This is a genomic window from Belnapia mucosa (assembly GCF_016775475.1).
Lineage (GTDB): Bacteria > Pseudomonadota > Alphaproteobacteria > Acetobacterales > Acetobacteraceae > Belnapia > Belnapia mucosa.
This window is the reverse complement of sequence record NZ_JAEUXJ010000001.1, coordinates 317477-338823: the sequence shown is the minus strand read 5'-3', so window position 1 is coordinate 338823 and position 21347 is coordinate 317477. Positions and strand designations below refer to the sequence as shown.

21 protein-coding genes and 1 other annotated feature are annotated in these 21347 nt (G+C 70.9%); of the genes, 10 read left to right on the top strand and 11 right to left on the bottom strand.

What is annotated here, in order from left to right; all coding sequences use genetic code 11:
- Positions 1-8: 8 nt before the first annotated feature.
- The 5 genes from JMJ55_RS01590 to JMJ55_RS01570 all read right to left on the bottom strand — a co-directional run bounded on the left by JMJ55_RS01590 (position 9) and on the right by JMJ55_RS01570 (position 5765).
- Entirely contained in the window at positions 9-1316 is a 1308-nt protein-coding gene (locus JMJ55_RS01590) for a serine hydrolase domain-containing protein (RefSeq protein ID WP_202823730.1), read from the bottom strand.
- A 56-nt stretch (positions 1317-1372) separates the two neighbouring features.
- Complete coding sequence (locus JMJ55_RS01585) at positions 1373-2179, bottom strand: RNA methyltransferase (protein ID WP_407927523.1); 807 nt, start codon at positions 2177-2179, stop codon at positions 1373-1375.
- 293 nt (positions 2180-2472) lie between these two features.
- Positions 2473-3900 (bottom strand): cysteine--tRNA ligase, encoded by a 1428-nt coding sequence (gene cysS / locus JMJ55_RS01580; protein ID WP_202823729.1) that lies wholly within the window; start codon positions 3898-3900, stop codon positions 2473-2475.
- A 130-nt stretch (positions 3901-4030) separates the two neighbouring features.
- Complete coding sequence (gene gltX / locus JMJ55_RS01575; RefSeq protein WP_202823728.1) at positions 4031-5365, bottom strand: glutamate--tRNA ligase; 1335 nt, start codon at positions 5363-5365, stop codon at positions 4031-4033.
- A gap of 1 nt (position 5366) precedes the next feature.
- Positions 5367-5765, bottom strand: a complete 399-nt coding sequence (locus tag JMJ55_RS01570) for a hypothetical protein (RefSeq protein ID WP_202823727.1) — start codon at positions 5763-5765, stop codon at positions 5367-5369.
- An 82-nt stretch (positions 5766-5847) separates the two neighbouring features.
- Between JMJ55_RS01570 and JMJ55_RS01565 the strand changes: the two genes are divergently transcribed.
- A complete protein-coding gene (locus JMJ55_RS01565; RefSeq protein ID WP_202823726.1) occupies positions 5848-6588 on the top strand; it encodes a class I SAM-dependent methyltransferase in 741 nt (246 codons plus the stop codon).
- Positions 6589-6655: 67 nt separating this feature from the next.
- On the opposite strand, the gene JMJ55_RS01560 is transcribed toward JMJ55_RS01565, so the two are convergent.
- Together JMJ55_RS01560 and JMJ55_RS01555 are read right to left on the bottom strand one after the other, a co-directional pair.
- Complete coding sequence (locus tag JMJ55_RS01560; RefSeq protein WP_202823725.1) at positions 6656-7834, bottom strand: acetyl-CoA C-acetyltransferase; 1179 nt, start codon at positions 7832-7834, stop codon at positions 6656-6658.
- 60 nt (positions 7835-7894) lie between these two features.
- The gene (locus JMJ55_RS01555; protein ID WP_202823724.1) at positions 7895-9127 is read right to left on the bottom strand and encodes an alpha/beta fold hydrolase; all 1233 of its coding nucleotides are present in this window, start codon (positions 9125-9127) and stop codon (positions 7895-7897) included.
- A 267-nt stretch (positions 9128-9394) separates the two neighbouring features.
- Here JMJ55_RS01555 and phaR point away from each other — a divergent pair, with 267 nt between their 5' ends.
- The 5 genes from phaR to JMJ55_RS01530 all read left to right on the top strand — a co-directional run bounded on the left by phaR (position 9395) and on the right by JMJ55_RS01530 (position 13336).
- The gene (gene phaR / locus JMJ55_RS01550) at positions 9395-9997 is read left to right on the top strand and encodes a polyhydroxyalkanoate synthesis repressor PhaR (protein WP_202824313.1); all 603 of its coding nucleotides are present in this window, start codon (positions 9395-9397) and stop codon (positions 9995-9997) included.
- 110 nt (positions 9998-10107) lie between these two features.
- Positions 10108-10569, top strand: coding sequence for a helix-turn-helix domain-containing protein (locus tag JMJ55_RS01545; protein WP_202823723.1), 462 nt, complete (start codon positions 10108-10110; stop codon positions 10567-10569).
- 56 nt (positions 10570-10625) lie between these two features.
- Positions 10626-11429: a hypothetical protein gene (locus JMJ55_RS01540; protein ID WP_202823722.1), complete on the top strand. Its 804-nt coding sequence runs from the start codon at positions 10626-10628 to the stop codon at positions 11427-11429.
- A 72-nt stretch (positions 11430-11501) separates the two neighbouring features.
- Positions 11502-12212: a ribonuclease activity regulator RraA gene (locus tag JMJ55_RS01535; RefSeq protein ID WP_202823721.1), complete on the top strand. Its 711-nt coding sequence runs from the start codon at positions 11502-11504 to the stop codon at positions 12210-12212.
- 71 nt (positions 12213-12283) lie between these two features.
- Positions 12284-13336 carry an EamA family transporter gene (locus JMJ55_RS01530; RefSeq protein ID WP_202823720.1) on the top strand — a complete coding sequence of 351 codons (1053 nt, stop codon included), beginning with the start codon at positions 12284-12286 and terminating at the stop codon, positions 13334-13336.
- Here the strand turns inward: JMJ55_RS01530 and JMJ55_RS01525 are convergent.
- The 4 genes from JMJ55_RS01525 to JMJ55_RS01510 all read right to left on the bottom strand — a co-directional run bounded on the left by JMJ55_RS01525 (position 13260) and on the right by JMJ55_RS01510 (position 17431).
- A complete protein-coding gene (locus JMJ55_RS01525; protein ID WP_202823719.1) occupies positions 13260-14738 on the bottom strand; it encodes a SulP family inorganic anion transporter in 1479 nt (492 codons plus the stop codon). The genes JMJ55_RS01530 and JMJ55_RS01525 overlap by 77 nt on opposite strands.
- Before the next feature lie 62 nt (positions 14739-14800).
- Positions 14801-14856 (bottom strand) — a sequence feature (sul1 is cis-regulatory element that is thought to sense ions involved in sulfur or methionine metabolism; They are found in Alphaproteobacteria).
- Between the two features lie 53 nt (positions 14857-14909).
- Positions 14910-15731, bottom strand: coding sequence for an ABC transporter permease (locus tag JMJ55_RS01520; RefSeq protein WP_202823718.1), 822 nt, complete (start codon positions 15729-15731; stop codon positions 14910-14912).
- Positions 15728-16666: an ABC transporter permease gene (locus tag JMJ55_RS01515; protein WP_202823717.1), complete on the bottom strand. Its 939-nt coding sequence runs from the start codon at positions 16664-16666 to the stop codon at positions 15728-15730. The genes JMJ55_RS01520 and JMJ55_RS01515 overlap by 4 nt, the downstream gene beginning before the upstream one ends.
- The gene (locus JMJ55_RS01510; protein ID WP_202823716.1) at positions 16667-17431 is read right to left on the bottom strand and encodes an HpcH/HpaI aldolase family protein; all 765 of its coding nucleotides are present in this window, start codon (positions 17429-17431) and stop codon (positions 16667-16669) included.
- 132 nt (positions 17432-17563) lie between these two features.
- On the opposite strand from JMJ55_RS01510, the gene JMJ55_RS01505 reads away from it, so the two are divergent.
- Genes JMJ55_RS01505 through JMJ55_RS01490 form a run of 4 tightly spaced genes read left to right on the top strand, consistent with a single transcriptional unit; the run spans position 17564 to position 21347 of the window.
- Complete coding sequence (locus JMJ55_RS01505; RefSeq protein ID WP_202823715.1) at positions 17564-17845, top strand: hypothetical protein; 282 nt, start codon at positions 17564-17566, stop codon at positions 17843-17845.
- Positions 17846-17883: 38 nt separating this feature from the next.
- Positions 17884-18741, top strand: coding sequence for a dimethylarginine dimethylaminohydrolase family protein (locus JMJ55_RS01500; protein ID WP_202823714.1), 858 nt, complete (start codon positions 17884-17886; stop codon positions 18739-18741).
- Positions 18738-20132, top strand: coding sequence for an FAD-binding oxidoreductase (locus JMJ55_RS01495; protein ID WP_202823713.1), 1395 nt, complete (start codon positions 18738-18740; stop codon positions 20130-20132). Before JMJ55_RS01500 ends, JMJ55_RS01495 begins: the two co-directional genes overlap by 4 nt.
- A 30-nt stretch (positions 20133-20162) precedes the next feature.
- The gene (locus tag JMJ55_RS01490) at positions 20163-21347 is read left to right on the top strand and encodes an MFS transporter (RefSeq protein ID WP_202823712.1); all 1185 of its coding nucleotides are present in this window, start codon (positions 20163-20165) and stop codon (positions 21345-21347) included.

Genomic DNA, 21347 nt, shown 5'->3' with positions numbered 1-21347 from the left:
GGCGGCGCTCAGGTCAGGGCGCCATAGACCATCTGCCGCATGGCATAGCGGTATTGCAGCCGGTCCGCCGGGCCCTGCAGCATCAGCACGGCATAGAGCTCCTCCTTCGGGTCCACCCAGAAATAGGTCCCGTAGGCGCCGGCCCAGAAATAGTCGCCGACATTGCCCGGCATCGGGCTGCGTCCCTCCGCGGTGCGGACCGCGAAGCCCAGGCCGAAGCCGTAGCCCGCCGCCGGGGCGGGGGCGAGGCCACCGAACAGCGCATAGAGCCCCGGCCCATACTGCGTGCCGGGCGGCAGGTGGTCGGCGGTCATCAGGGCAATGGTGCGCCGCGCGGCCAGCTCCACCTCGCCCAGCCGGCCGCCATTCAGCAGCATCTGGCAGAAGCGGGCATAGTCCTCGGCGGTCGAGACCATGCCGCCGCCGCCTGAGAACCAGCGCGGCTTCTGCAATGGGTTGGGGACCGCCTGCTTGCGGCCGGTGGCAGGATCGGCCTGCGGCAGGGCGATTCGGTCGGACGCCTCCGCCGGCGCCCAGAAGCCGGTATCCTTGAGGCCGAGCGGCCCGGCAATCCGCGCCCGGATGAAGGCGTCGAGGTCCTGGCCCGCGACCACCTCGACGATGCGCCCGACGACATCGGTGGAGTGGCTGTATTCCCAATGCGTCCCCGGCTGGTAGATCAGCGGCTGCGCCGCCAGCCGGGCTATGAAGGAGCCGATATCCTGGTCCGGATCGGCGACCTTGGCCTCGGCATAGGCCTGCTGCACCGGGTTGGCGCCCGGCCCGCCCGGCACCGGCAGCGCGCCATAGGTGAGGCCAGAGGTGTGTCGCAGCAGGTCCTGCACCGTCATCTCGCGCTCCGCCGGGGCGCGTTCCGGGCCGACCTTGGCATCCTTGAATTCGGGGATGTAGCGGCTGACCGGATGCCAGAGCATCACCCGCCCTTCCTCGGCCAGCATCATCAGGGCGAGCGAGGCGAAGGGCTTGGTCATGGAGGCGATGCGGAACACCGCATTGGCCGGCATCGGTGCCCGCGCCTCGCGGTCGCGGAAGCCGAAGGCCTCCAGATAGGCGAGCTTGCCGCCGCGGCCGATGGCGACGACGGCGCCCGGGATGCGGCCCGCCTCGACCTCGCCCCGCATCCAGCCGCCGAGGCGGCCCAGCCGGTCAGCCGAAAAGCCCGCCTCCTCCGGCCGGCCGACGCGCGGCAGGGCCGGCGCATCGGTGGCGGCCCGCGCCGGGCGGGCGCCGCCGGGAAGTCCGGCCGCGAGCGCGGTGCTGGCGACGAGCGACAGGGCGGCACGGCGATGCAGCATGGGCGTCTTCCTCCAGGGGCTTTTGCTTGCCCCCAGCCTGCGCCCGTTCTGCGCCGTCAGTCCAGATCCGGCCGCCCGCGCCGCATGCGGCCCTGGGAGAGTTCGGTCACCACACCATGCAGGGTGCGGAGCTCCTGCTCGGTCACCTCGCCGCGCTCGAACCAGTGGCGGAGGTTGCGGACCATATTGGCCCGCTTCTTCTCCGGCTCGAGGAAGCCGGAGGCGTCGAGCTCGCTGATCAGCCGGTCGAGGAAGGATTCCAGCAGGCCCTTGCTGGCGACCGGCGTGCCGTTGGTGACGAGCTTGCGGGGCGCGGTCGGCTCCGTCGCCGTCCACCATTCATAGGCGAAGATCATCACCGCCTGGGCCAGGTTCAGCGACATATGCGCCGGGTTCAGCGGGTAGCGGACCAGCGTATCGGCATAGGCCATGTCATCCGCTTCCAGCCCGGCGCGCTCCGGGCCGAACAGCACGGCACAGCGGAGGCCGCGGCCATTGATCTCCCGCGCATCCTCGGCCGCGGCGCGGGCGGTGCGGAGCGGCTTGATCATATGGCGCGGCCGCGGGCAGGTAGCGAAGACGCGGTGGCAGTCGGCCAGCGCGCTCGGCACGTCCGGAAAGACCGTCGCCGCTTCCAGGATGGCATCGGCGCCGGAGGCGGTGCGCCAGGCGCGGTCCTGCGGCCAGCCATCGCGCGGCGCCACCAGCCGCAGATGGAACAGCCCGCCATTCGCCATGGCGCGGGCGGTGGTGCCGATATTCTCCGCCAGCTGCGGCCGCACCAGCACGACGACGGGGCTCTCGCCCGGCGCCGGATGCAGGTCGGCCGCCGGCTTGCCGCCGCGGGTCCAGGCCTCCGGCAGCACCCGATGCGCACCGAGCGCGAAGGCGAGCGGCGGCTGCAGCCGCCAGCCCCCCTCCCCTACCGGTTCGGCCAGCAGCGCCAGCGGCTCCTCCGGCAGATCGGCATCGAGGGCCACGGCCAGTTCCGCCGCCAGCGCCCGGTAGCTGGCGATGGGCTGGCCGGCCGCCGCTTCCAGTGCGGTCTCGGTGGCAGTGCAGCTAGGCGCGTCGAGATGCGCCCGGAACCAGGCGCGCTTCGGGTCGGTCAGGGCGATGCGCTTCAGCGCATCCATCCAGTCCTCCGGCGAGTGGCTCACGCTCGCCGCCAGCTCGTGCCCTGTGACCCGTCCTCCAGGACGATGCCCTTCGCCTTCAACTCGTCGCGGATGCGATCGGCCTCGGCGAAGTTGCGGGCCTTGCGCGCCGCCAGCCGGTCGGCGATGGCCTGCTCGACCCAGCCGGTCTCCTCGCCGCCGCGCAGCCATTGCGCCGGGTCGGAGGGATGCAGGCCGAGCACCCCCGCCGCCTCGCGGAAGGCCGCCGCCGCCAGCCCGGCCACCACCGGCCAGGGCTTGCCGATCCGGTGCAGCACCGCGGTCGCGCTGCCGCCGACGCTGGCAACATTCTCCAAGGTGCGCAGGTCGCGCAACCGCGCCAGCGCCAGCGGGGTGTTGAGGTCGTCGAGCAGCGGCTCCAGCGCCCAGTCCACCATGGCGTCGCGGGTCAGCTCATGCCCATCCGCCGGCTCCACCGCGCGGGCCAGCATGGCATAGCCGTCATCCAGCTCCGCCTTTGCCTCCTCCAGCCCGGCGAAGGTGAAGTCGAGATCGGCGCGGTAATGGGTGCGCAGCAGCAGCAGGCGGAAGGCCTCGCCGGCCCAGGCGCCGCGCGCCAGGATGTCCCGCACAGTCAGGAAATTGCCGAGCGACTTCGACATCTTCTCGCCATCGACGCGCAGCATGCCGTTGTGCAGCCAGACATTCGCCATGCGCGGCGTGCCGAAGGCGCAGCGACTCTGCGCCACCTCGTTCTCGTGGTGCGGGAAGAGCAGGTCATGCCCGCCGCCATGGATGTCGAAGACCTCGCCGAGCGCCTCCCAGGACATGGCGGAGCATTCGATATGCCAGCCCGGCCGGCCGCGGCCCCAGGGGCTGTCCCAACCGGGCGTCGCATCGTCCGAGGGCTTCCACAGCACGAAATCGCCCGCATCGCGCTTGTAGGGCGCGACGTCAATCCGGGCGCCGGCGACCAGTTCGTCCGGGCTGCGGCCGGACAGCGCGCCGTATTCGGGGAAGGAGGGCACGCTGAACAGCACATGGCCCTCGGCGGCATAGGCATGGCCGCGGGCGATCAGCCGCTCGATCAGGGCGATCATCGGCGCGATGGACTGCGTCGCGCGTGGCTCCTGGTTCGGCGGCAGGGCGCCGAGCGCAGCCATATCGGCATGGAAATCGGCGGTGGTGCGGGCGGTGATCGCCCCGATCGGCTCGCCGCTCTCGGCCGAGCGCGCATTGATCTTGTCGTCCACATCGGTGATGTTGCGGACATAGGTGACGCGCGGGAAGAGCCGCCGCAGCAGCCGGGTCAGAGCGTCAAAGACCACCACCGGTCGCGCATTGCCGAGATGCGCCAGGTCATAGACGGTCGGGCCGCAGACATAGACCCGCACATGGCCGGGATCGATCGGCGCGAATTCCTCCTTCGCGCGCGTCAGGCTGTTGTGCAGGAAAAGCTGGGTCATCGGGGCATCCATCGTCGCAAGAGGCACACGGCTGAGCGCGCGGGCCAAGCCCGCGGGCGGGAGAAGGTCAGCAGCGGCAGCGACAGGCCTGGAGCATGGGTAACATTCTAGGCCGCCAGCCCTTGGGCTTTCAACCCTCCGCCGCCAGCCGCAGCCGCAACGCCGCCCGCTCCCGCCCGATCAGCGGCAGGAGGACCTTGAGGTCCGGCCCGTGGTCCTCCCCGGTCAGGGCAAGGCGGAGCGGCAGGAACAGCACCTTCCCCTTCCGCCCGGTCGTGCCCTTCAGCGCCTCGGTCCAGGTGCCCCAGGTCCCGCCATCCCAGGGCTCGGCCGGCAGGGCAGCCAAGGCGGCGCGGAGGAACTCCGCCTCCTCCGGCTGGCCGGGCGGGACAATGCTGCCCCGCACCACCTCGAACCAGGACTTGGCCTCGCCCAGCAGGTCGAGATTGCCGCGCACCGCCAGCCAGAATTCCTCATCCGCCCCGGCCGGAAGCTGCGCCCGCACCGCCTCGAAGGGCAGGCTGTGCAGGTGGCGCCGGTTCAGCGCCAGCAACTGCTGCACATCGAACCGTGCCGAGGAGCGGGAGATGGCGGTCAGGTCGAAGCCCGCGACCAGCGCCGCCGGCATCCCCGGCACCGGGTCGCCCGAAGTGCCGAGCGCGGTGAGGTAGCCAGCCAGCGCCGCCGGCTCCACCCCGTCCCGCCGGAGCTGCCGCAGGGCCAGGCTGCCGAGCCGCTTCGAGAGCGGCCCGCCATCGGAATCGGTCAGCAGCGGCAGATGCGCGAAATGCAGCGCCTCAGCCCGCCCGCCCAGCGCCTCCCAGAGGTCGAGCTGGATGCCGGTATTGGTCACATGGTCCTCGCCCCGGACCACATGCGTGATCCCGCTATCGAGGTCATCGACCACCGAGGTGAAGGTATAGAGCGGCGAGCCATCCGCCCGGATCAGCACCGGGTCCGAGAGGCTCGACAGCTTCACCGCCCGCCGCCCGAGCACGCCATCGGCCCATTCGCGGTTCAGCCCGGTCAGCCGGAAGCGCCAATAGGGCTGCTTGCCATTGGCCAGCGCCCGCTCGTACTGCTCGGGCGTCATCTTGAGGGCGCCGCGGTCGTAGATCGGCGGCCTTCCCTGCTTCAGCCGCAGCTCCCGCTTGTAGCGGAGCTCCTCCTCGGATTCGAAGCAGGGATAGAGCCGGCCGGAGGCCTTCAGCCGCTCGGCCGCAGCGGCATAGAGCGGCAGTCGGTCCTGCTGCCGGAAGGTCTCATCCCAGTCGAGGCCGAGCCAGCGGAGATCCTCCGCCAGTGCCTCGGCATATTCGGCGCGCGAGCGGCCCAGATCGGTATCGTCCAGCCGCAGCAGAAGCCTGGCGCCCTGCTGCCGGGCGAACAGCCAATTGGCGAGGGCGATGCGGGCATTGCCGACATGGAGGTATCCCGTCGGCGAGGGGGCGAAGCGGAGCTTCACGTCATTCCGCCTCGTCTTCGTCGTCTTCCGCATCGCGGCGCGGGTCGAGGGCGCGCCAATTGCGGTCCTCGACATCGCGCACCGGGCGGGCGGCGAAATCGGCCAGCTCGGTCGCACTGGTCCAGGCCTGGTCACCGGCGCCCTGCACCTCGGCATCCTCGCCGAAGGCGAACCAGCTCGCCATCACCTCATCCGCGCTCATCCCGGCCATGCGGGACCGCTCGACGCTGTCCCGTACATAGCGGCGGGCGAAGGCATTGGCGTGCTCCAGGGTGCGGAAGCCGGTCACGGTCTCGACCGGGTCGGAGCCATTGGCGCCCGAGAGGTCCATGATCCGCACCGCCAGCCCCTGCTGCAGGAAGGGGTTGGGCTTGAGGATCGGATCGTCGTCTTGATTCATGGCCGGAAGCTAGGGATCGGCCCAGCCAGGGTCAACGTGCCGCTGCTGGACCGGCCGCCGCGCCGCGTGATACCCGGCGGGCATGAGCACGCAGCTAGACTATGTCCAGAGCTATGCCGAGATGGTGCGGGCCTATCTGGCTGCCTATCCCGAGGATGAGGCGGTGGCCCGGGCGGTCGGCGGCGCCTTCGAGCATTTCGGCATTCTGGAGCACAGCCTGCTTCGGCAATTCGGCCTGAAAGATGACAGCCGGGTGGTGGATGTCGGCTGCGGCGCGGGCCGGCTCACCGCCCAGCTCACCCGCTATCCGGGCCTCCGCTACCTTGGCCTCGATGTCGTGCCGGAACTGTTGGATTATAATCGGCGGAAGGCGGCGCGGCCGGATTTCCGGCTGGAGCTGTGCCAGGACAACCGCATCCCGCTCGGCGAGAATGGGGCGGATTTTGTCACCTTCTTCTCGGTCTTCACCCATCTGTTGCACGAGGAGTCCTATTTCTACCTCGAGCAGTGCCGGCGGGTCCTGGCGCCGGGCGGGCGGGTGATCTTCTCCTTCTTCGAATTCGCCGTGGACCAGCAATGGAGCGTCTTCGAAGGCAATGTCGACTGGGTGCGCAAGCGCTCCTATCTTGGCCACATCAACGTCTTCATCCATGCCGACGACTTGCGGCTCTGGGCCCGGCGCCTCGGCTTCGAGGTCGTGGCGATGGAGCGGGGCGATGCGCCGGCGGTCGTCGTCACCTCGGCCAGCGCCGGGGGCAAGGTCGCCCCCGGCCAGCACGCCCTCGGCCAGTCCTTCTGCGTGTTGGAGAAGCCGGGCGGCTAGTATTCTCCCGCCTTCCACGGCCAAGCCGTGGAAGGCCGTCGGGCAGGGTCGAGTCCCGACCGGTGCGCTACTGCACCCGCTCCAGGCACATCGCGACGCCCATGCCGCCGCCGATGCACAGCGTCGCCAGGCCACGCTTCGCCTCGCGCCGCCGCATCTCGAACAGCAGCGTGTTCAGCACCCGCGCGCCCGAGGCGCCGATCGGATGGCCGAGCGCGATCGCCCCACCATTCACATTCACCTTGGACGTATCCCAGCCGAGATCCTTGTTCACCGCGCAGGCCTGCGCCGCGAAGGCCTCGTTCGCCTCGATCAGGTCGAGGGTCGCGATATCCCAGCCGGCCTTCTGCAGCGCCTTGCGGCTGGCCGGGATCGGCCCCGTGCCCATGATCGAGGGGTCGACACCCGCCGTCGCCCAGGAAGCGATGCGCGCCAGCGGGGTGATGCCGCGCTTGCGGGCCTCCTCGGCCGACATCACCACCAGCGCCGCGGCGCCGTCATTGATGCCGCTGGCATTGCCCGCCGTCACCGTGCCGTCCTTGCTGAAGGCCGGGCGCAGCTTCTGCAGCACCTCGAGCGTGGTCTCCGGCTTCGGATACTCGTCGTCGGAAATCGTCACCTCGCCCTTGCGGGTCTTCACCGTCACCGGGGCGATCTCGTCCTTGAAGCGCCCGGCCCGCATCGCCTCGCCCGCCTTGCGCTGGCTGGCGGCGGCGAATTCATCCTGCTGCTCGCGGGTGATCTGATACTTCTGAGCGACGTTCTCGGCGGTCGTGCCCATGTGGTAGCCGTGGAAGGCATCCCACAGCCCGTCCTTGATCATGGTGTCGACCAGCTGCAGGTCGCCCATCTTCTGCCCGGCGCGGAGCTGCTGGGCATGCGGCGCCTGGGTCATGCTCTCCTGCCCGCCGGCGACGACGATCTTCGCATCGCCCGTGGCGATCTGCTGCGCCGCCAGCGCCACGGCGCGGAGGCCGGAGCCGCAGAGCTGGTTGATGCCGAAGGCGGTCCGCTCGACCGGGATGCCGGCGGCCACGGCCGCCTGGCGGGCCGGGTTCTGGCCGGCCCCGGCGGTCAGGATCTGGCCGAGGATGACCTCGTCCACCTCCTCCGGCGCCACGCCGGCCCGCTCCATCGCCGCACGGAGCGCGATGGTGCCCAGAGCATGCGCCGACAGCGTGGCGAAGGCGCCCGAGAAACTGCCGACCGGCGTGCGTGCCGCCGAGGCGATGACGATATCGGTCATGTTTGGCTCTCCACCCTTGATCTGATGCTGCGCCGCAGTGTGGACCAGCGCCGGCCGGCGCTACAAGCCGAGCCCCACCATCCAGTGCCGCAGCGGCTGCCAGAGCGCCGCCTCGGCCCCCTGTCCCGCCACCATGCCGATATGGCCAGCCGCGGCGTGATGCACCAGGGGCCCCGGCAGCGCCGTCGCCAGGGCAAGCGCCGAGGCCGGCGGGACGATCCGATCTCGCTCCGGGATCGCCAGGAAGGTGGGACAGGTCAGCCGGCCCGGCGCCACCGCTTCGCCGAGGATGCGCCACTCGCCCCGCGCCGGGGTATTGGCGCCGTACCAGCCGCCGAGGCATTCCCGTGCCACCGGCGCCGCCAGCGCGATGCCATCGTTCAGCCAGTCCTCCAGCGCGACGAAGCGCCGCGCCCGGAGGCTGTCCGGGTCGAGTTCCCCGAAGCTGCGATATTTCGCAGCAATGGCGAAGGGATCGGGCAGGGCGAACAGCGCCTGGATAGTATCGACCGGCAGCGCGCCGGTCGCGGCCAGCAGCGGCTCCAGCCCCCGCAGCATGGCGCCGATCGCCCGCGCCCGCTCCGGCGCCTCGGCCCAGAAATCCCAGGGCGTTGCCAGCAGCGCCAGCCCCCGGACCCGTCCCGGCTGGCGCTGCGCGGCGGCGAGCGTGAGCAGCCCGCCCATGCAGTAGCCGGCGAGCAGGACCGGGCCATCGGCGGCGGCCACCGCCAGCGCCCGCTCCAGCCGCCCGGCGATGTAATCCGCAAGGCCGAAGCCCCGCTCCACCGGCCCCGGCTCGCCCCAGTCGAGCAGCAAGACCCGCAGACCCTCGCCCGCCAGGTAGCGCAGCAGGGAGGCGCCCGGCTGGAGGTCGAGGATCGAGGCCCGGTTGATGAGGGAGGGGACGACCAGCACCACCGGTCCCTCCCCGCCATAATCCAGCAGCCGGCTGCCCCCTTCGGCCCAGGCGACCGGCAGGTCCGGCTCCTCACGCCGCGAGGGATGCCGGCGATAGGCGGTGATCCCGCTCAGCAGCCCGGCATCCGCCCGGTTCAGCGCCTCAAAGACCGCGGCGGCGAAGGCTTCAGGCGCGTGGCCGCCGGCTTCGAGCTTTTGGGCGATCCGCGCCATCGCCGCGGGCCTCGAGCGCGGCCAGCCGCTGCTCGAGCCCGGCGATCCGGGCTTCGAGGCGAGCAAGGGCAGCGCCGCCATCGCCATCCAGCGGCGCATCGCCATCAGGCCGAGATGCAGCGGCAGCGGGCGGGGCCCCCGCCGGGGGGTGCCTTGGCTCATGCAGACCTCCCCAGCCCGCCAGCGCCTGGCGCCAGACGGCGGCGGCATCCCCGTCCGCGGCCAGCGCGGCGATCTCCTCCTGCCACAATGCGATCCATTCCTCGGCCAGCCCGTCGAGGCCGGGTCTGCTCCCCTTCTCGGCCATGGCACCCCTCTCCCACAGCCCTGCACGCGGAAGTGTGCAATGCAAAAACCCGCTTCCGCGCGAGGCCGGCCCGCGTGCTACTCTTCCTGTCCTGTCGCAAACCCATTTTCGTCGGAACCGTCATGGCCGAAAGCACTGCCCGCGCCGAACCCGCGACCGAGGCGTCTTCCGCCGGGACGCCGCCGGTGGTGGTCAAGAAATACGCCAACCGCCGCCTCTACAACACGGAATCCTCCAGCTACGTGACGCTGGAGGACCTGGCCGGGATGGTCCGGCTGGGCCGCGACTTCGTGGTCTATGATGCCAAGACGGGCGACGACATCACCCGTTCCGTGCTGACCCAGATAATCGTCGAGGAGGAGTCGAAGGGCCGCAACCTGCTGCCCGAAAGCTTCCTTCGCCACCTGATCGGCTTCTACGGCGACAGCCTGCAAAGCGTGCTGCCCCGCTATCTGGACGTCGCCATGAACGGCTTCGCCCGGCAGCAGACCCAGCTTCGCCGCTCGATGGAACAGGCGATGGGCGGTTTCCTGCCCTTCCCCGGCATCGAGGAGATGAGCAAGCAGAACATGGCGATGATGGAACGGGCCATGAGCCTCTTCGCACCCTTCCGTGCGAATGACAGCTCGCAAACCATTGAATCCCTGAGAGAGGAAAACGAGGCGCTGCGCCGCCAGCTCGCCGAGCTCCAGGGAACCAAGCCGGGCGCATCGCGCTCCGGGTGAATCACTCGCGACTTGGCTCCATCACGCATACGTCACGCGCAACGGTGGAACGGGGAGGGTGCCACGGCATTGCCCAAGGTGAGACAACCCTGGGCCATAAAGGATACAATATGCCGCCTAGCACCGAGACCACCCTTCCTCGGGCCGGAGCTGCCAAGGTTGGCCAGCGTGCCAATGCGGCGGACCGCCATGTGGGTGCCCGGATCCGGGAGCGGCGGGTGATGATGGGGCTCTCGCAGCAGCAGCTCGCCCGCATGATCGGCGTCACCTATCAGCAGGCGCACAAGTATGAGCGCGGTCTGAACCGGATCTCCGCCGGTCGGCTGTTCGAGATCGCCCAGGTGCTGAACGTCGCCGTTTCCTGGTTCTTCGAGGGCCTCGCCGATGAGGGCGAGCCGGCCGAGATCTCCCCGCGGCAGCGCATGTGCCTGGAGCTCGCGCGGAATTTCGCGCTCATCGACAACGAGAAGCATCAGGAGGCGCTGAGCCAGATGGCCCGTGCGCTGGCGGCCCAGAGCCTGGCCGAGCACCCTGAGCGCGAGCTGGCCGTCGAGACGGCCGAGCGCCACTGAGCGGCAGCCGCAGCCCGCGCCCGGGCCTTTCGGACCCGGCGCATGGCCTGAACCGCATGCTGGACCGGCGCCCACCCGCCCCGCCCCTGCTGCGCCCGCAGCGGCGGCAGGGGCGCGTGGTGCTGGTCGGGCTGGTGCTGGCGGTGCTGGGTCTGGGCGGCGGATTGCTGCTTGGTCTCGGCCTGCGGCATCCCCCCGTCGCGCCGCCTGTTGCCCAGCAGGCTGCGGCGCCGGCTGCCATGCCGGTCCCCGCCGCCCCGGTGCCTGCCGTCCCCCCTGGCCCTGATCGCACCGCGCTGGAGGCCGATCTCGCCTCCCTTCGCGCCTCTGTCGCCGCCGAGCAGGCACGGCTCAATGCCCTGCGCGAGGCGAGGCAGGCAGCCGAGGCCGATCTCGCCACGACCCGCCGCGAGCTGGCTCTCGCCCAGGCCCAGGCCAGCCGGCGCGAGGCCGCGCCGCCGCTTCCCTCGGTGGCGCAGCCGCCCGCGCCGCCAATCGTGCTCGGCGCCCCGCCGCGCCCGCTGACCCTGCCGCCCGGCATCGCAGCCACGCCGGCGCCGTCGGCCGGCTCCGGCCAGGCGCGCGTCTTCCTGCATATGCGCGCCGGCTCGGTGGCGGCGGCGGATAGCGCGGCCGAGCTGGTGCCGCAGCTCCGCGATTCCGGCTTCGAGGTGGCCGATACCCGCCTCGTCACCAGCACGCCGTCGCAGCGCGTGGTCCGCTACTTCCACACCGAGGATGCGGCGGCGGCGGCACGGCTCGCCGGGCGGCTCGGCCGTGGCTGGGCGATCCAGGATTTCCGCAATTACGAGCCGGCTCCCTCCTCCGGCACGCTGGAGATCTGGCTGCCGGACCGCTAGCCGGCGCCGCCTCGACAGCCGGAGTGCAGTCTCGGCAGACTGGCCGGGCCAGATCACAGCCGCAGGGACGCCATGAACCCCGAAACCCGCCGCAAGCTCGCCGAGGTGAGCACCGCCACGCTGACCACCGTGCTGTTCAAGCACGGCTTCCGGAATCTCTTCCTCCAGGGCCCGCGGCTGGTGAACCCCGCCGCACCACGGCTGGTCGGCCCCGCCTATACGCTGCGCTACATCCCGGCCCGCGAGGATCTCGACAAGCTCGAGGCCTTCCTCGATCCCGACCATCCGCAGCGCAAGGGCGTCGAGGAGTGCCCGGCCGGCAACGTCTTCGTGGTGGACAGCCGCGGCGACCCCAAGGCCGCCAGCGCCGGCGGCATCCTTCTGACGCGGCTCATGGCCCGCGGCGTCGCCGGCGCCATCACCGATGGCGGCTTCCGCGATACGCCGGAGATCGCCGAAATGCCCTGGCCGGTCTACCACGCCGCGCCCAGCGCCCCGACCAACCTGATCCGCCACCATGCGGTCGACCTGAACGTGCCGATCGCCTGCGGCGAGGTCCCGGTCTATCCCGGCGATATCATGGTGGGCGATGGGGAGGGCGTGGTCTGCATTCCCGCCCATCTCGCCGACCAGGTTGCCGAGGAAGCCTATGAGCAGACGGTCGGCGAGGATTTCGTCCAGGAGCGCGTCGCCGCCGGCCACACGATTCGCGGCCTCTATCCGATGACGGATCCGAAGAACCGGGAACTCTTCGCCGCCTGGCGGAAGGAGAAAGGGCGCTAGATCAGCGCCGAACTTTGCCGCGCCACCCGTGTTCGCCCCTCCTGCGCTGACGGCCGGAGGGGGGAGGATTCATGGCCAGGTCCTTGCCGCGCGCCATGGGCTGGCGCGTCCCGCTCGCCCTGGCCGCGACCTATGCCAGCTTCGGCTCCGGACCGGCCGGTGCCCGGGCGGCGCTGGATACGCTGCCGCCGCTGCTTCTCGTCGGTGTCCGGGGGCTGGTGGCGGGGGCGGTCCTCTTCGCCTGGTCCCGCGCCGCCGGCGCGCCGCGCCCGACCCGCCGCCACTGGCTGGCGGCCTTCGGGATCGGGCTGCTGATCCTCGCCCTCGGCGCCGGGGTCGGGACGGCCGGGCAGCGGACGGTGCCCTCCGGCATCGCAGGGGTGATGTCCGCGCTGCTGCCGATCTTCGCCGCCTGCCTCGGCTACGTGCTGTTCCGCGAGCGCCCGCATCGCCGTGCCCTGCTCGGCTTGGTGGTCGGGGTGGTCGGCCTCGGCCTGCTGCTGCGCCCCGGCGCCGGGCTCGACCCCTTCGGCGTCGCGCTGCTGGTCGCCAGCCAGGGCGCCTGGGCGCTAGGCGCGGTGCTGGCGCCGCGCGTCGGCCTGCCGGAAGATCCTCGGCTGGCGGCAGGGATGGAGTTGCTCTGCGGCGGCGCCGTCCTGCTCATCGCCGCCAGCCTCAAGGGCGATGTCACCGGGCTGGACTGGCACGCTGTATCGGGCCAGTCCTGGCTCGGCCTGCTCTGGCTCACCCTCACCGCCGTGGTCGGCTTCACCGCCTATGGCTATCTGGTCAGTGCGGTGGTGCCAGCGGTGGCGACCACCTTCTCCTATGTGAACCCGGTGGTGGCGATGGGGCTCGGCTGGCTCATCTTCGCCGAGCCGCTCTCGCCGCTGGCGATGCTGGCGACGGCCGTGGTCGTCGCCGGCGTCTGCCTGATCATCTCCAGCCGGTCGGAGGAGTCGGGACCGGCGCATCATCCGATGACCTCGGGCCACGGCCATCGCCGCTTCATCGTGACGTCCACGCCGTTGCCGGAGGCCCGCGCGGTCAATGCGCGGCCGGCGCCGCCCCGTCCTGCCGATGCGTCCCGAAGCGTTCCACCATGGTCTCGCTCGCCGCGTTGAGCCCGATGACCTCGACCGCCCTGCCCTGGCGCCGCGCCTTCATCACGACGCGGTCCAGCGCGCCGACCGCCGAGATGTCCCAGAAATGGGCGGCGCCGACATCGATGACGATGCGCTCCACCGGCTCCGTCACGTCGATCGCCTCGGCGAAGCCGCCGGCCGAGGCGAAGAAGACCTGCCCCTCCACCCGGTAGGTCCGCACCGTCCCATCGGCTGAGAGCTCGCCCGTCACCCGGCTGAGGCGCGAGACCTTGCCGGCGAAGAACACGCCCGAGAGCAGCACCCCGACCAGCACGCCCTTGGCCAGGTCCGCCGTCGCCACCACCGTCGCCACCGTCGCCAGCATGACCACGGAGGAGGGCAGCGGGTTGCTCCGCAGCCGGGCAATGGAGTCCCAGGAGAAGGTGTTGACCGAGACCATGATCATCACCGCCGTCAGCGCCGCGACGGGGACGATGGCGAGCAGATCCTGCAGCAGCACCAGCAGCACAAGCAGGAACAGGCCGGCGACGAGGGTCGAAAGCCGCCCCCGCGCGCCGGAGCCGACATTGATCACCGACTGCCCGATCATGGCGCAGCCGCCCATGCCGCCGAAGAAGGCCGAGGCCATGTTCGCCAGCCCCTGCCCGGCGCATTCGCGGTTCTTGTCGCTCGGCGTGTCGGTCATGTCGTCAACGATCTGCGCCGTCAGCAGCGACTCCAGCAGCCCGACCGCGGCCAGCGTCAGCGAATAGGGGGCGATGATCCGCAGCGTCTCGAAGCTCAGCGGCACATCCGGCAGGATGAATTCCGGCAGCGCCGAGGGCAGCTGGCCGAGATCGGCGACCGTCCGCACGTCGAGGCCGAGCCAGGCCGTCAGCGCCGTCAGCACCGCGATGGCGACCAGCGGCGAGGGCACCGCCCGCGTCACCCGCGGGAAGAGATAGATGATGGCCAGGCCGAGGGCGATCAGCCCATAGGTCACCGGCGGCACGCCGATGAGCTCCGGCAGCTGGGCCAGGAAGATCAGGATCGCCAGCGCATTGACGAAGCCCGTCATCACCGAGCGGGAGACGAAGCGCATCAGGCGCCCCAGCCGGAGCGCCGCGGCGATGAGCTGGAAGATGCCCATCAGGATGGTCGCGGCCAGCAGGTATTGCAGGCCATGGTCGCGGACGAGGTCCGTCATCACCACCGCCGTCGCCGCCGTCGCCGCCGAGATCATGGCCGGCCGGCCGCCGGCGAAGGCGATGACGCAGGCGATCAGCACCGAGGCATAGAGCCCGACCTTCGGATCGACCCCGGCAATGACCGAGAAGCCGATCGCCTCCGGGATCAGCGCCAGGGCGACGACGATGCCCGAGAGGATGTCGGCGCGCGGGTTGCCGAACCAGTCGCGCCACCAACGAGAATGCGTTTTCATGAATATCATCCGCACAGGGCGAGCGCACCGCGTCCTGCGCGGTTGGACTCACCGGATCGATGCGTTGTCCGGCGGATCGGCGGCCGGAAGAGCCACCCGGGTTTGCACCGGGTCCGAGCGAATGACGCGACCGTAAACCGCACCTCGCTGCGGCGCAACAGCGCCCCGGCCTCAGCGGCGCCGCAACCCGTCCGCCGCCAGGGTGCAGCCCGCGACAGCGAGCAGGATGCAGAGCCCCGGCCAGACCGCCTGCATCGGTGCCGAGAAGACCATCTCCTGCGCGTTGGAGAGCATGTTGCCCCAACTCGGCGCCGGCGGCTGAATCCCCAAGCCGAGGAAGCTCAGCGTGCTCTCGGCCAGGATCGCTCCGGCGACGGCCAGCGCCGCGGCGACTCCGATCGGCCCCGCGATATTCGGCAGCACATGCCGCAGCAGCACCCGCCCCTCGCTGGCGCCCGAGACCCGCGCCGCCGCCACATAGTCGAGCGAAAGCTGCGTCAGCGCCGCCGCCCGGGCCAGCCGCGCCGTGCCCACCCAGCCGAAGATAAGGAGGATCAGCACGATCCGCAGGATGTCGGAGGCCGCCTCGCCCCGTAGCAGGCCGAAGCGCCCGGTATCCACCGCGGCCAGCACCACCAGCAACGGCAGGGCCGGCAAGGCGAGCATGCCGTCCGCGACGCGCATCAGCACCGCATCCACCCAGCCGCCCCGCCAGGCCGCCAGCAGCCCGATCGCCGTGCCGAGCCCCGTCGCCCCGACCGCCACCGCCAGCCCGACGCTGAGTGAGACCCGCGCGCCATGCAGCAGCCGCAGCAGCAGGTCCCGCCCCAGCTCGTCGGTGCCGAGGGGATGGGCGGCGGAGACCGGGCCATAGCGTGCCATCAGGTCGGGAGCGAAAGGGTCGGTGCCCAGCCAAGCCTGCACCCAGGGCGCCGCCAGTGCGCCGAGCCCGAGCATCCCCAGCAGCAGCAGGCCCAAAGCCAGCCGGATCAAGCGGCCAGCCGCGGGTCGATGATCCGCTGCACGATATCGGCCGCCAGCGTCGCCAGCATCGTCACCAGCGCCGCCAGCAGCAGGGCGAGCAGCGCCAGGTTGTAGTCGTTGCCCATGATGCTGTCATAGATCAGCTTGCCCATGCCGGGGCGGGCGAAGATCGTCTCCGTCACCAGCGCGCCGGAGACCAGGCTGCCGGCATCCAGCGCCGCGACCGTCACCACCGGGATGGCGGCATTGGGGAAGGCATGGCCCCAGATCACCTGCCGCTCCGGCAGGCCTTTCATGCGCGCGGTGCGGATATAAGGCTGCGCCATCTCCTCCCGCATGGCCGAGAGGCTGTGCCGCGCATAGGCGGCGATGTTGACGAAGGCGAGGGTCGCCACCGGCAGCGCCAGGAAGCGCGCGCCCTCGGCGAGGCCCCAGCCTTCGGCCATGCCGCCCGCCGGCAGCCAGCCGAGCTCCACCGCGAAGAGGATGATGAGCAGGATGCCAAGCCAGAAGCCCGGCAGGGACTGCGCCAGCAGGGCCACGCCATCCGCCAGCACCCCGGCGCCGCGCCGCACCGCCCCCAGCACGCCGAGCCCGATGCCGAGCCCCGCCGAGAGCAGCAGCGACCAGCCGAGCAGCACCAGGGTGGAGCGCAGCGCCGGCCAGAGCACCTCCGTCACCGGCACCGCATAGAGGCGGGAGAAGCCGAACTCCCCCCGCAGCACCGCCCCGGCCCAGGCGAGGTAGCGCTGCCACAAAGGCTGGTCGAGCCCGTGCAGCGCCCGGAGCCGCGCCGCATCCTCGGCGGTCAGCCGAGGGTCGGCGCTCAGCGCCAGATCGACCGGGTCGCCCGGCATCAGCCCCATCGCCAGCCAGGTCAGTGCCGATAGGAGGGTGAGCACCACCCCGATCTGCACCAGCCGGCCGGCGAGGAGGCCCGGCATTCAGCCGCCGCGCGCTTCCTTGATCGCGGCCTTGGCTGCGTTGACCATCAACCCGACATCGTTGCCGCCGACGGTCACCAGCTTGAAGCCCATATCGATCATCTTCTTCGCGTATTTCGGCGAGGAATTATGCAGCCCGGCCGCGATGCCGCGCTTCGAGGTCTCCTTGATCAGCCGCTCGTAGATCTTGAGGATTTCCGGCTCCTCGCGGTCGAGGATGGCCGGCATGCCGAGCGACAGGCCGAGATCTGAGGGGCCGACATAGATCGCGTCGATCCCCGGCACGTCGAGGATGGCTTCGAGGTTGTCGAGCGCGGTCTGGGTCTCGATCATCGGGATGACGAGGATCTCGTCATTGGCGGTCTTCTGGTAGCCGCCCGCCTCGCCATAGACGCCGGCGCGGATCGGGCCGTTGCTGCGCGTCCCCTTCGGCGGATACTTCGAATACTGCACCAGGGCGCGCGCCTCGGCCTCGGTATTCACCATCGGGCAGATCACGCCATAGGCGCCGGCATCCAGCACCTTGCCGATGATGCCCGGCTCGTTCCAGGGCACCCGCACCATGGGGGTAACGCCGGAGGGCTGCATGCCCTGGAAGCAGGCGACGCAGGAGAGGTAGTCCTGCACGCCATGCTGCATATCGACGGTCACGCTGTCCCAGCCGGCCTGGCTGTACATCTCGGCGCTGAAGGCATTGGGAATGGCGAGCCAGCCATTCACCACGGCCTTGCCGGCCTTCCATGCTGCCTTGACCTTGTTGGGCATCGCTTCCCCCTTGGGATTCCATTCGCAGGGGCGACGCTAGGCGCCGGGCAGAGGGTCGTCAACGCGAGGGCGGGCCGGAGAATGCGCGGGGCCGCAATCCGCCCGCCATGCCCCGGCAAGCGGAACAGGCCCATGGTCAGCCGTCTGGACCGGTCTCGCCGCATGCATCTCCGCACCCTCGTCATCACCCGGGATGACCCGGAACGACCCGGGCTGCTGATCCGCCGCTACGCCTGCGTCCGCGTCTGCTGGGAGCCGACCCTCGGCAATTGGGGCTGGCAATTGCTGAACGCGGCCGGCAAGCCCGCCACGGCGATGATCGGCCCCTTCCCGGCCGGCGATGCGGCCTTCGAAGACACCATCGCCCGCCTCGGGGGGCATTGGGAAACCGAGGACTCCGTCCTGCGCCCCTGACCCTGGACGCCGCCCGCCCGCGGCGGCACCCTGGCGCCATGCCTGAATGGACCGTCACCTCCGAGACCGGGCGGCTGCGCGACGTGCTGGTCTGCGCGCCTGACCATTACCGCTGGCTGCCGACCAACAGCATCGCCCGGCGGACGCTGGCCGGCGGCGGCCAGGCCGACCTCCAGAGGCTGCAGGCCCAGCACCGGGAACTGGTCGCGGCGCTGGAAGCGGGTGGCGCCACCGTCCATCACCTGCCGCCCGAGCCGCACCTGCCCTACATGGCCTATACCCGGGACAGCGTGGTGGTGACCCATCGCGGCCCGGTGCTCTGCCAGCTGGAACGGCCGCAGCGGCGGGGCGAATATGCTGCGCTGATCGATTGGCATGAGGGCCGCTTCTGGCGGAAATCCTCGGCCGGCACGCTGGAGGGGGGCGACATTCATATCCTCCGCCCCGGCCTTGCCCTGATCGGCGCCAGCGGCGGCCGCACCGATCTCGACGGCGCCGAACAACTCGCCGGCTGGCTGCGCGCCGAGGGCTGGGAGGTCCGCATCCAGCCCTTCGAGGAGCATTTCCTGCATCTCGACGTGCTGTTCTGCCTGGCCGCGCCCGGCCTCGCCGTCGCCTGCCTCGATGTCCTGCCGGATGATTTCACCGCCTGGCTGGCGGCCAGAGGCATCCGCTGCCTGCCGGTGCCCTACCGGGCAGCGATGCAGCTCGGCTGCAACATCCTTTCCCTCGGCGCGGGCCGCGTGATATCCGCGGCCGAAAGCCGCGACCTGAATGCCGCGCTCCGGGCCGAGGGCCTCACCGTGCTCGACCCCGCCCTTTCGCTGTTCACCGCCGGCGGCGGCGGCCCGCATTGCCTGACCTGCCCGCTCGCGCGGGACGAGGAAACCCCATGAACACCATCGCTTCCCGCCCCGTCGACGCCGTCATCGCCGGCATCCGCGACCTGATCGGCGACCGCCTCTCGACCGCCCAGGCGATCCGCGAGCAGCACAGCCGCGGCGAGGACCAGACGCCGCCGACCCTGCCGGACGCGGTCGTTTTCGCCGAATCGACCGAGGAGGTCAGCCGCATCCTCGCCCTCTGCAACCAGCATGGCGTGCCGCTGGTCGCCTTCGGCGCCGGCACCAGCCTGGAGGGGCATGTGAACCCGGTGCGGCGGGGCATCTCGCTCGACCTCTCGCGCATGGCCAATATCCTCGAGGTCAATGCCGAGGATATGGACTGCCTGATCGAGCCGGGCGTGACCCGCCAGCAGCTCAACGACCATCTGCGCGACCAGGGCATGTTCTTCCCGGTCGATCCCGGCAGCCATTGCACCATCGGCGGCATGTGCGCGACGCGCGCCAGCGGCACCGCCGCCGTCCGCTACGGCACCATCCGCGAGAATGTCCTGGGGCTGGAGGTGGTGCTGGCTGATGGCCGGGTCATCCAGACCGGCGGGCGGGTGCGGAAGGCGGCCAATGGCTATGACCTCACCCGGCTCTTCATCGGCTCCGAGGGCACGCTCGGCGTCATCACGAAGATCCGCCTGCGCCTGCATGGCATCCCGGAGGCGATGTCGGCCGCGGTCTGCCAATTCCCTGACCTGAAATCCGCGGTCGAGACCACCATCGCCACCATGCAGGCCGGCATCCCCGTGGCCCGGATCGAGCTGCTGGATGCCGACCAGATGCAGGCCTGCATCCGGTATTCGAAGCTCGAAGGCTACCGCGCCACGCCGACGCTCTTCCTCGAATTCCATGGCAGCCGCGCCGCCGTCACCGAGCAGGCCGAGGCGGTGGAGGCGATCGCGGCCGATTTCGGCGGCGAGGGCTTCGCCTGGGCGACCGATGCCGAGCAGCGCAACCGCCTCTGGAAGGCCCGGCACGATGCCTATTGGGCGGCGATCGCGCTGATTCCCGGCTGGCGCGGCATCACCACCGATGTCTGCGTGCCCATCTCCCGCCTCGCCGAGGCGATCCTCGGCGCCAAGGAGGATGCGCTGGCCGCCGGCGCCACGACCTGCATCGTCGGCCATGTCGGCGACGGCAATTTCCATCAGGTCATCCTGTTCGACCCGAACGACCCGCAGGGGCATGAGAAGGCCTGGGAGATCGACCGCAAGATCGTCGCCCGCGGCCTCGCCCTCGGCGGCACCTGCTCGGGCGAGCATGGCGTCGGCCTCGGCAAGCGCGAATTCCTCGAGCAGGAGCATGGCGCCGAGGCACTGGCCCTGATGCGCGGCATCAAGGCGAGCTTCGACCCGAAGGGTATCCTCAACCCGGGCAAGATGTTCCGGAACTAGGCCGCAGGACCCATCACCCTGGGAGGAAACGTGCCGCAGAATCGCGGCCCCGCGGTGCCGATCCTGGCGCTCGCGCTCGGCCATGTGCTCTCCAATGCCGTCCGCACCCTGCCGGCGATTGCAGCCGATGTGATGCAGCGCGATCTCGGCCTATCGGCCGAGGGGCTGGCGGCGCTCACCGGCGCCTTTCCCTTCGCCTTCGCCATCGCCATGGTCCCGGTCGGCGTCGGGCTGGACCGCTTCGGGGTGCGGCGCACCGCGCTCTCGGTGCTGGCGGTGGCCGGGATCGGCGCGGCGCTGGCAGCCATGGCGCCCGGCGTGCCGGGCATGCTCCTGGCGCAGCTCGTGCTCGGCACCGGCTGCGCCGGGATGCTGATGGGCCCGATCACCTATGCCGCACGCGCGGTGCCGGCCAGCCGCTTCGGCCTCTGGTCCGGGATCATCCTGACGGTCGGCAATACCGGGATGCTGCTCTCCTCCAGCCCTCTCGCCTGGCTGGTGGACCGGTCGGGCTGGCGGGCCGGCTACTGGGCCATGGCGGGGCTGGCGGCCTTCGCCTTCACCGCCGTCGCGCTCACCGTCCGCCAGCCGGCACCGCCGCGCCAGGCCGGACGATCCCTGCTGCAGGATGCCGGGGAGGTGCTGGCGATCGCGGTCTCCCCGGCGCTGCGCGCCCTGATGGTCTTCGGCTTCGCCAGCTTCGCCGTGGTGCTCGGGCTGCGCGGCCTTTGGGGCGGGCCCTGGCTGATGGAGGTGAAGGGCCTCACCCGGATCGAGGCAGGGCATATCCTCTTCGGCTGCGCCCTGGCACTGACCATCGCCCCCGTGGTCTGGGGCTGGGTGGAACGGGTGGTCGGGCGGCCGGTGCTGCTGCTGGCCGGCAGCCATTACGCGGTGGCCGCGCTGATCCTGGCGCTGATCGCCGGGGTGAGGCTGCCAACAGGCTGGGATGCGGTGATCTTCGCGCTGATCGGTGCCATCATCTCCTTCCAGATGGTGGCCTTCGGCCTGGTCCGCGCCGCGGTGCCGCCGGAGCGCACCGGCCGGGCGCTCTCGGCGCTGAACATCGCCTTCTTCGGCGGGGCGGCGGTGATGCAGGCGGTCTCCGGCCTGGTCGCCGCCTGGGGTGGCATCGGCGCGGCGCTGGCAAGCCTCGCCGTCGCGCTGATCCTCTGCACCACCGGCTTCCTGGTCCTCCGGCGGCAGGCGGCTTAG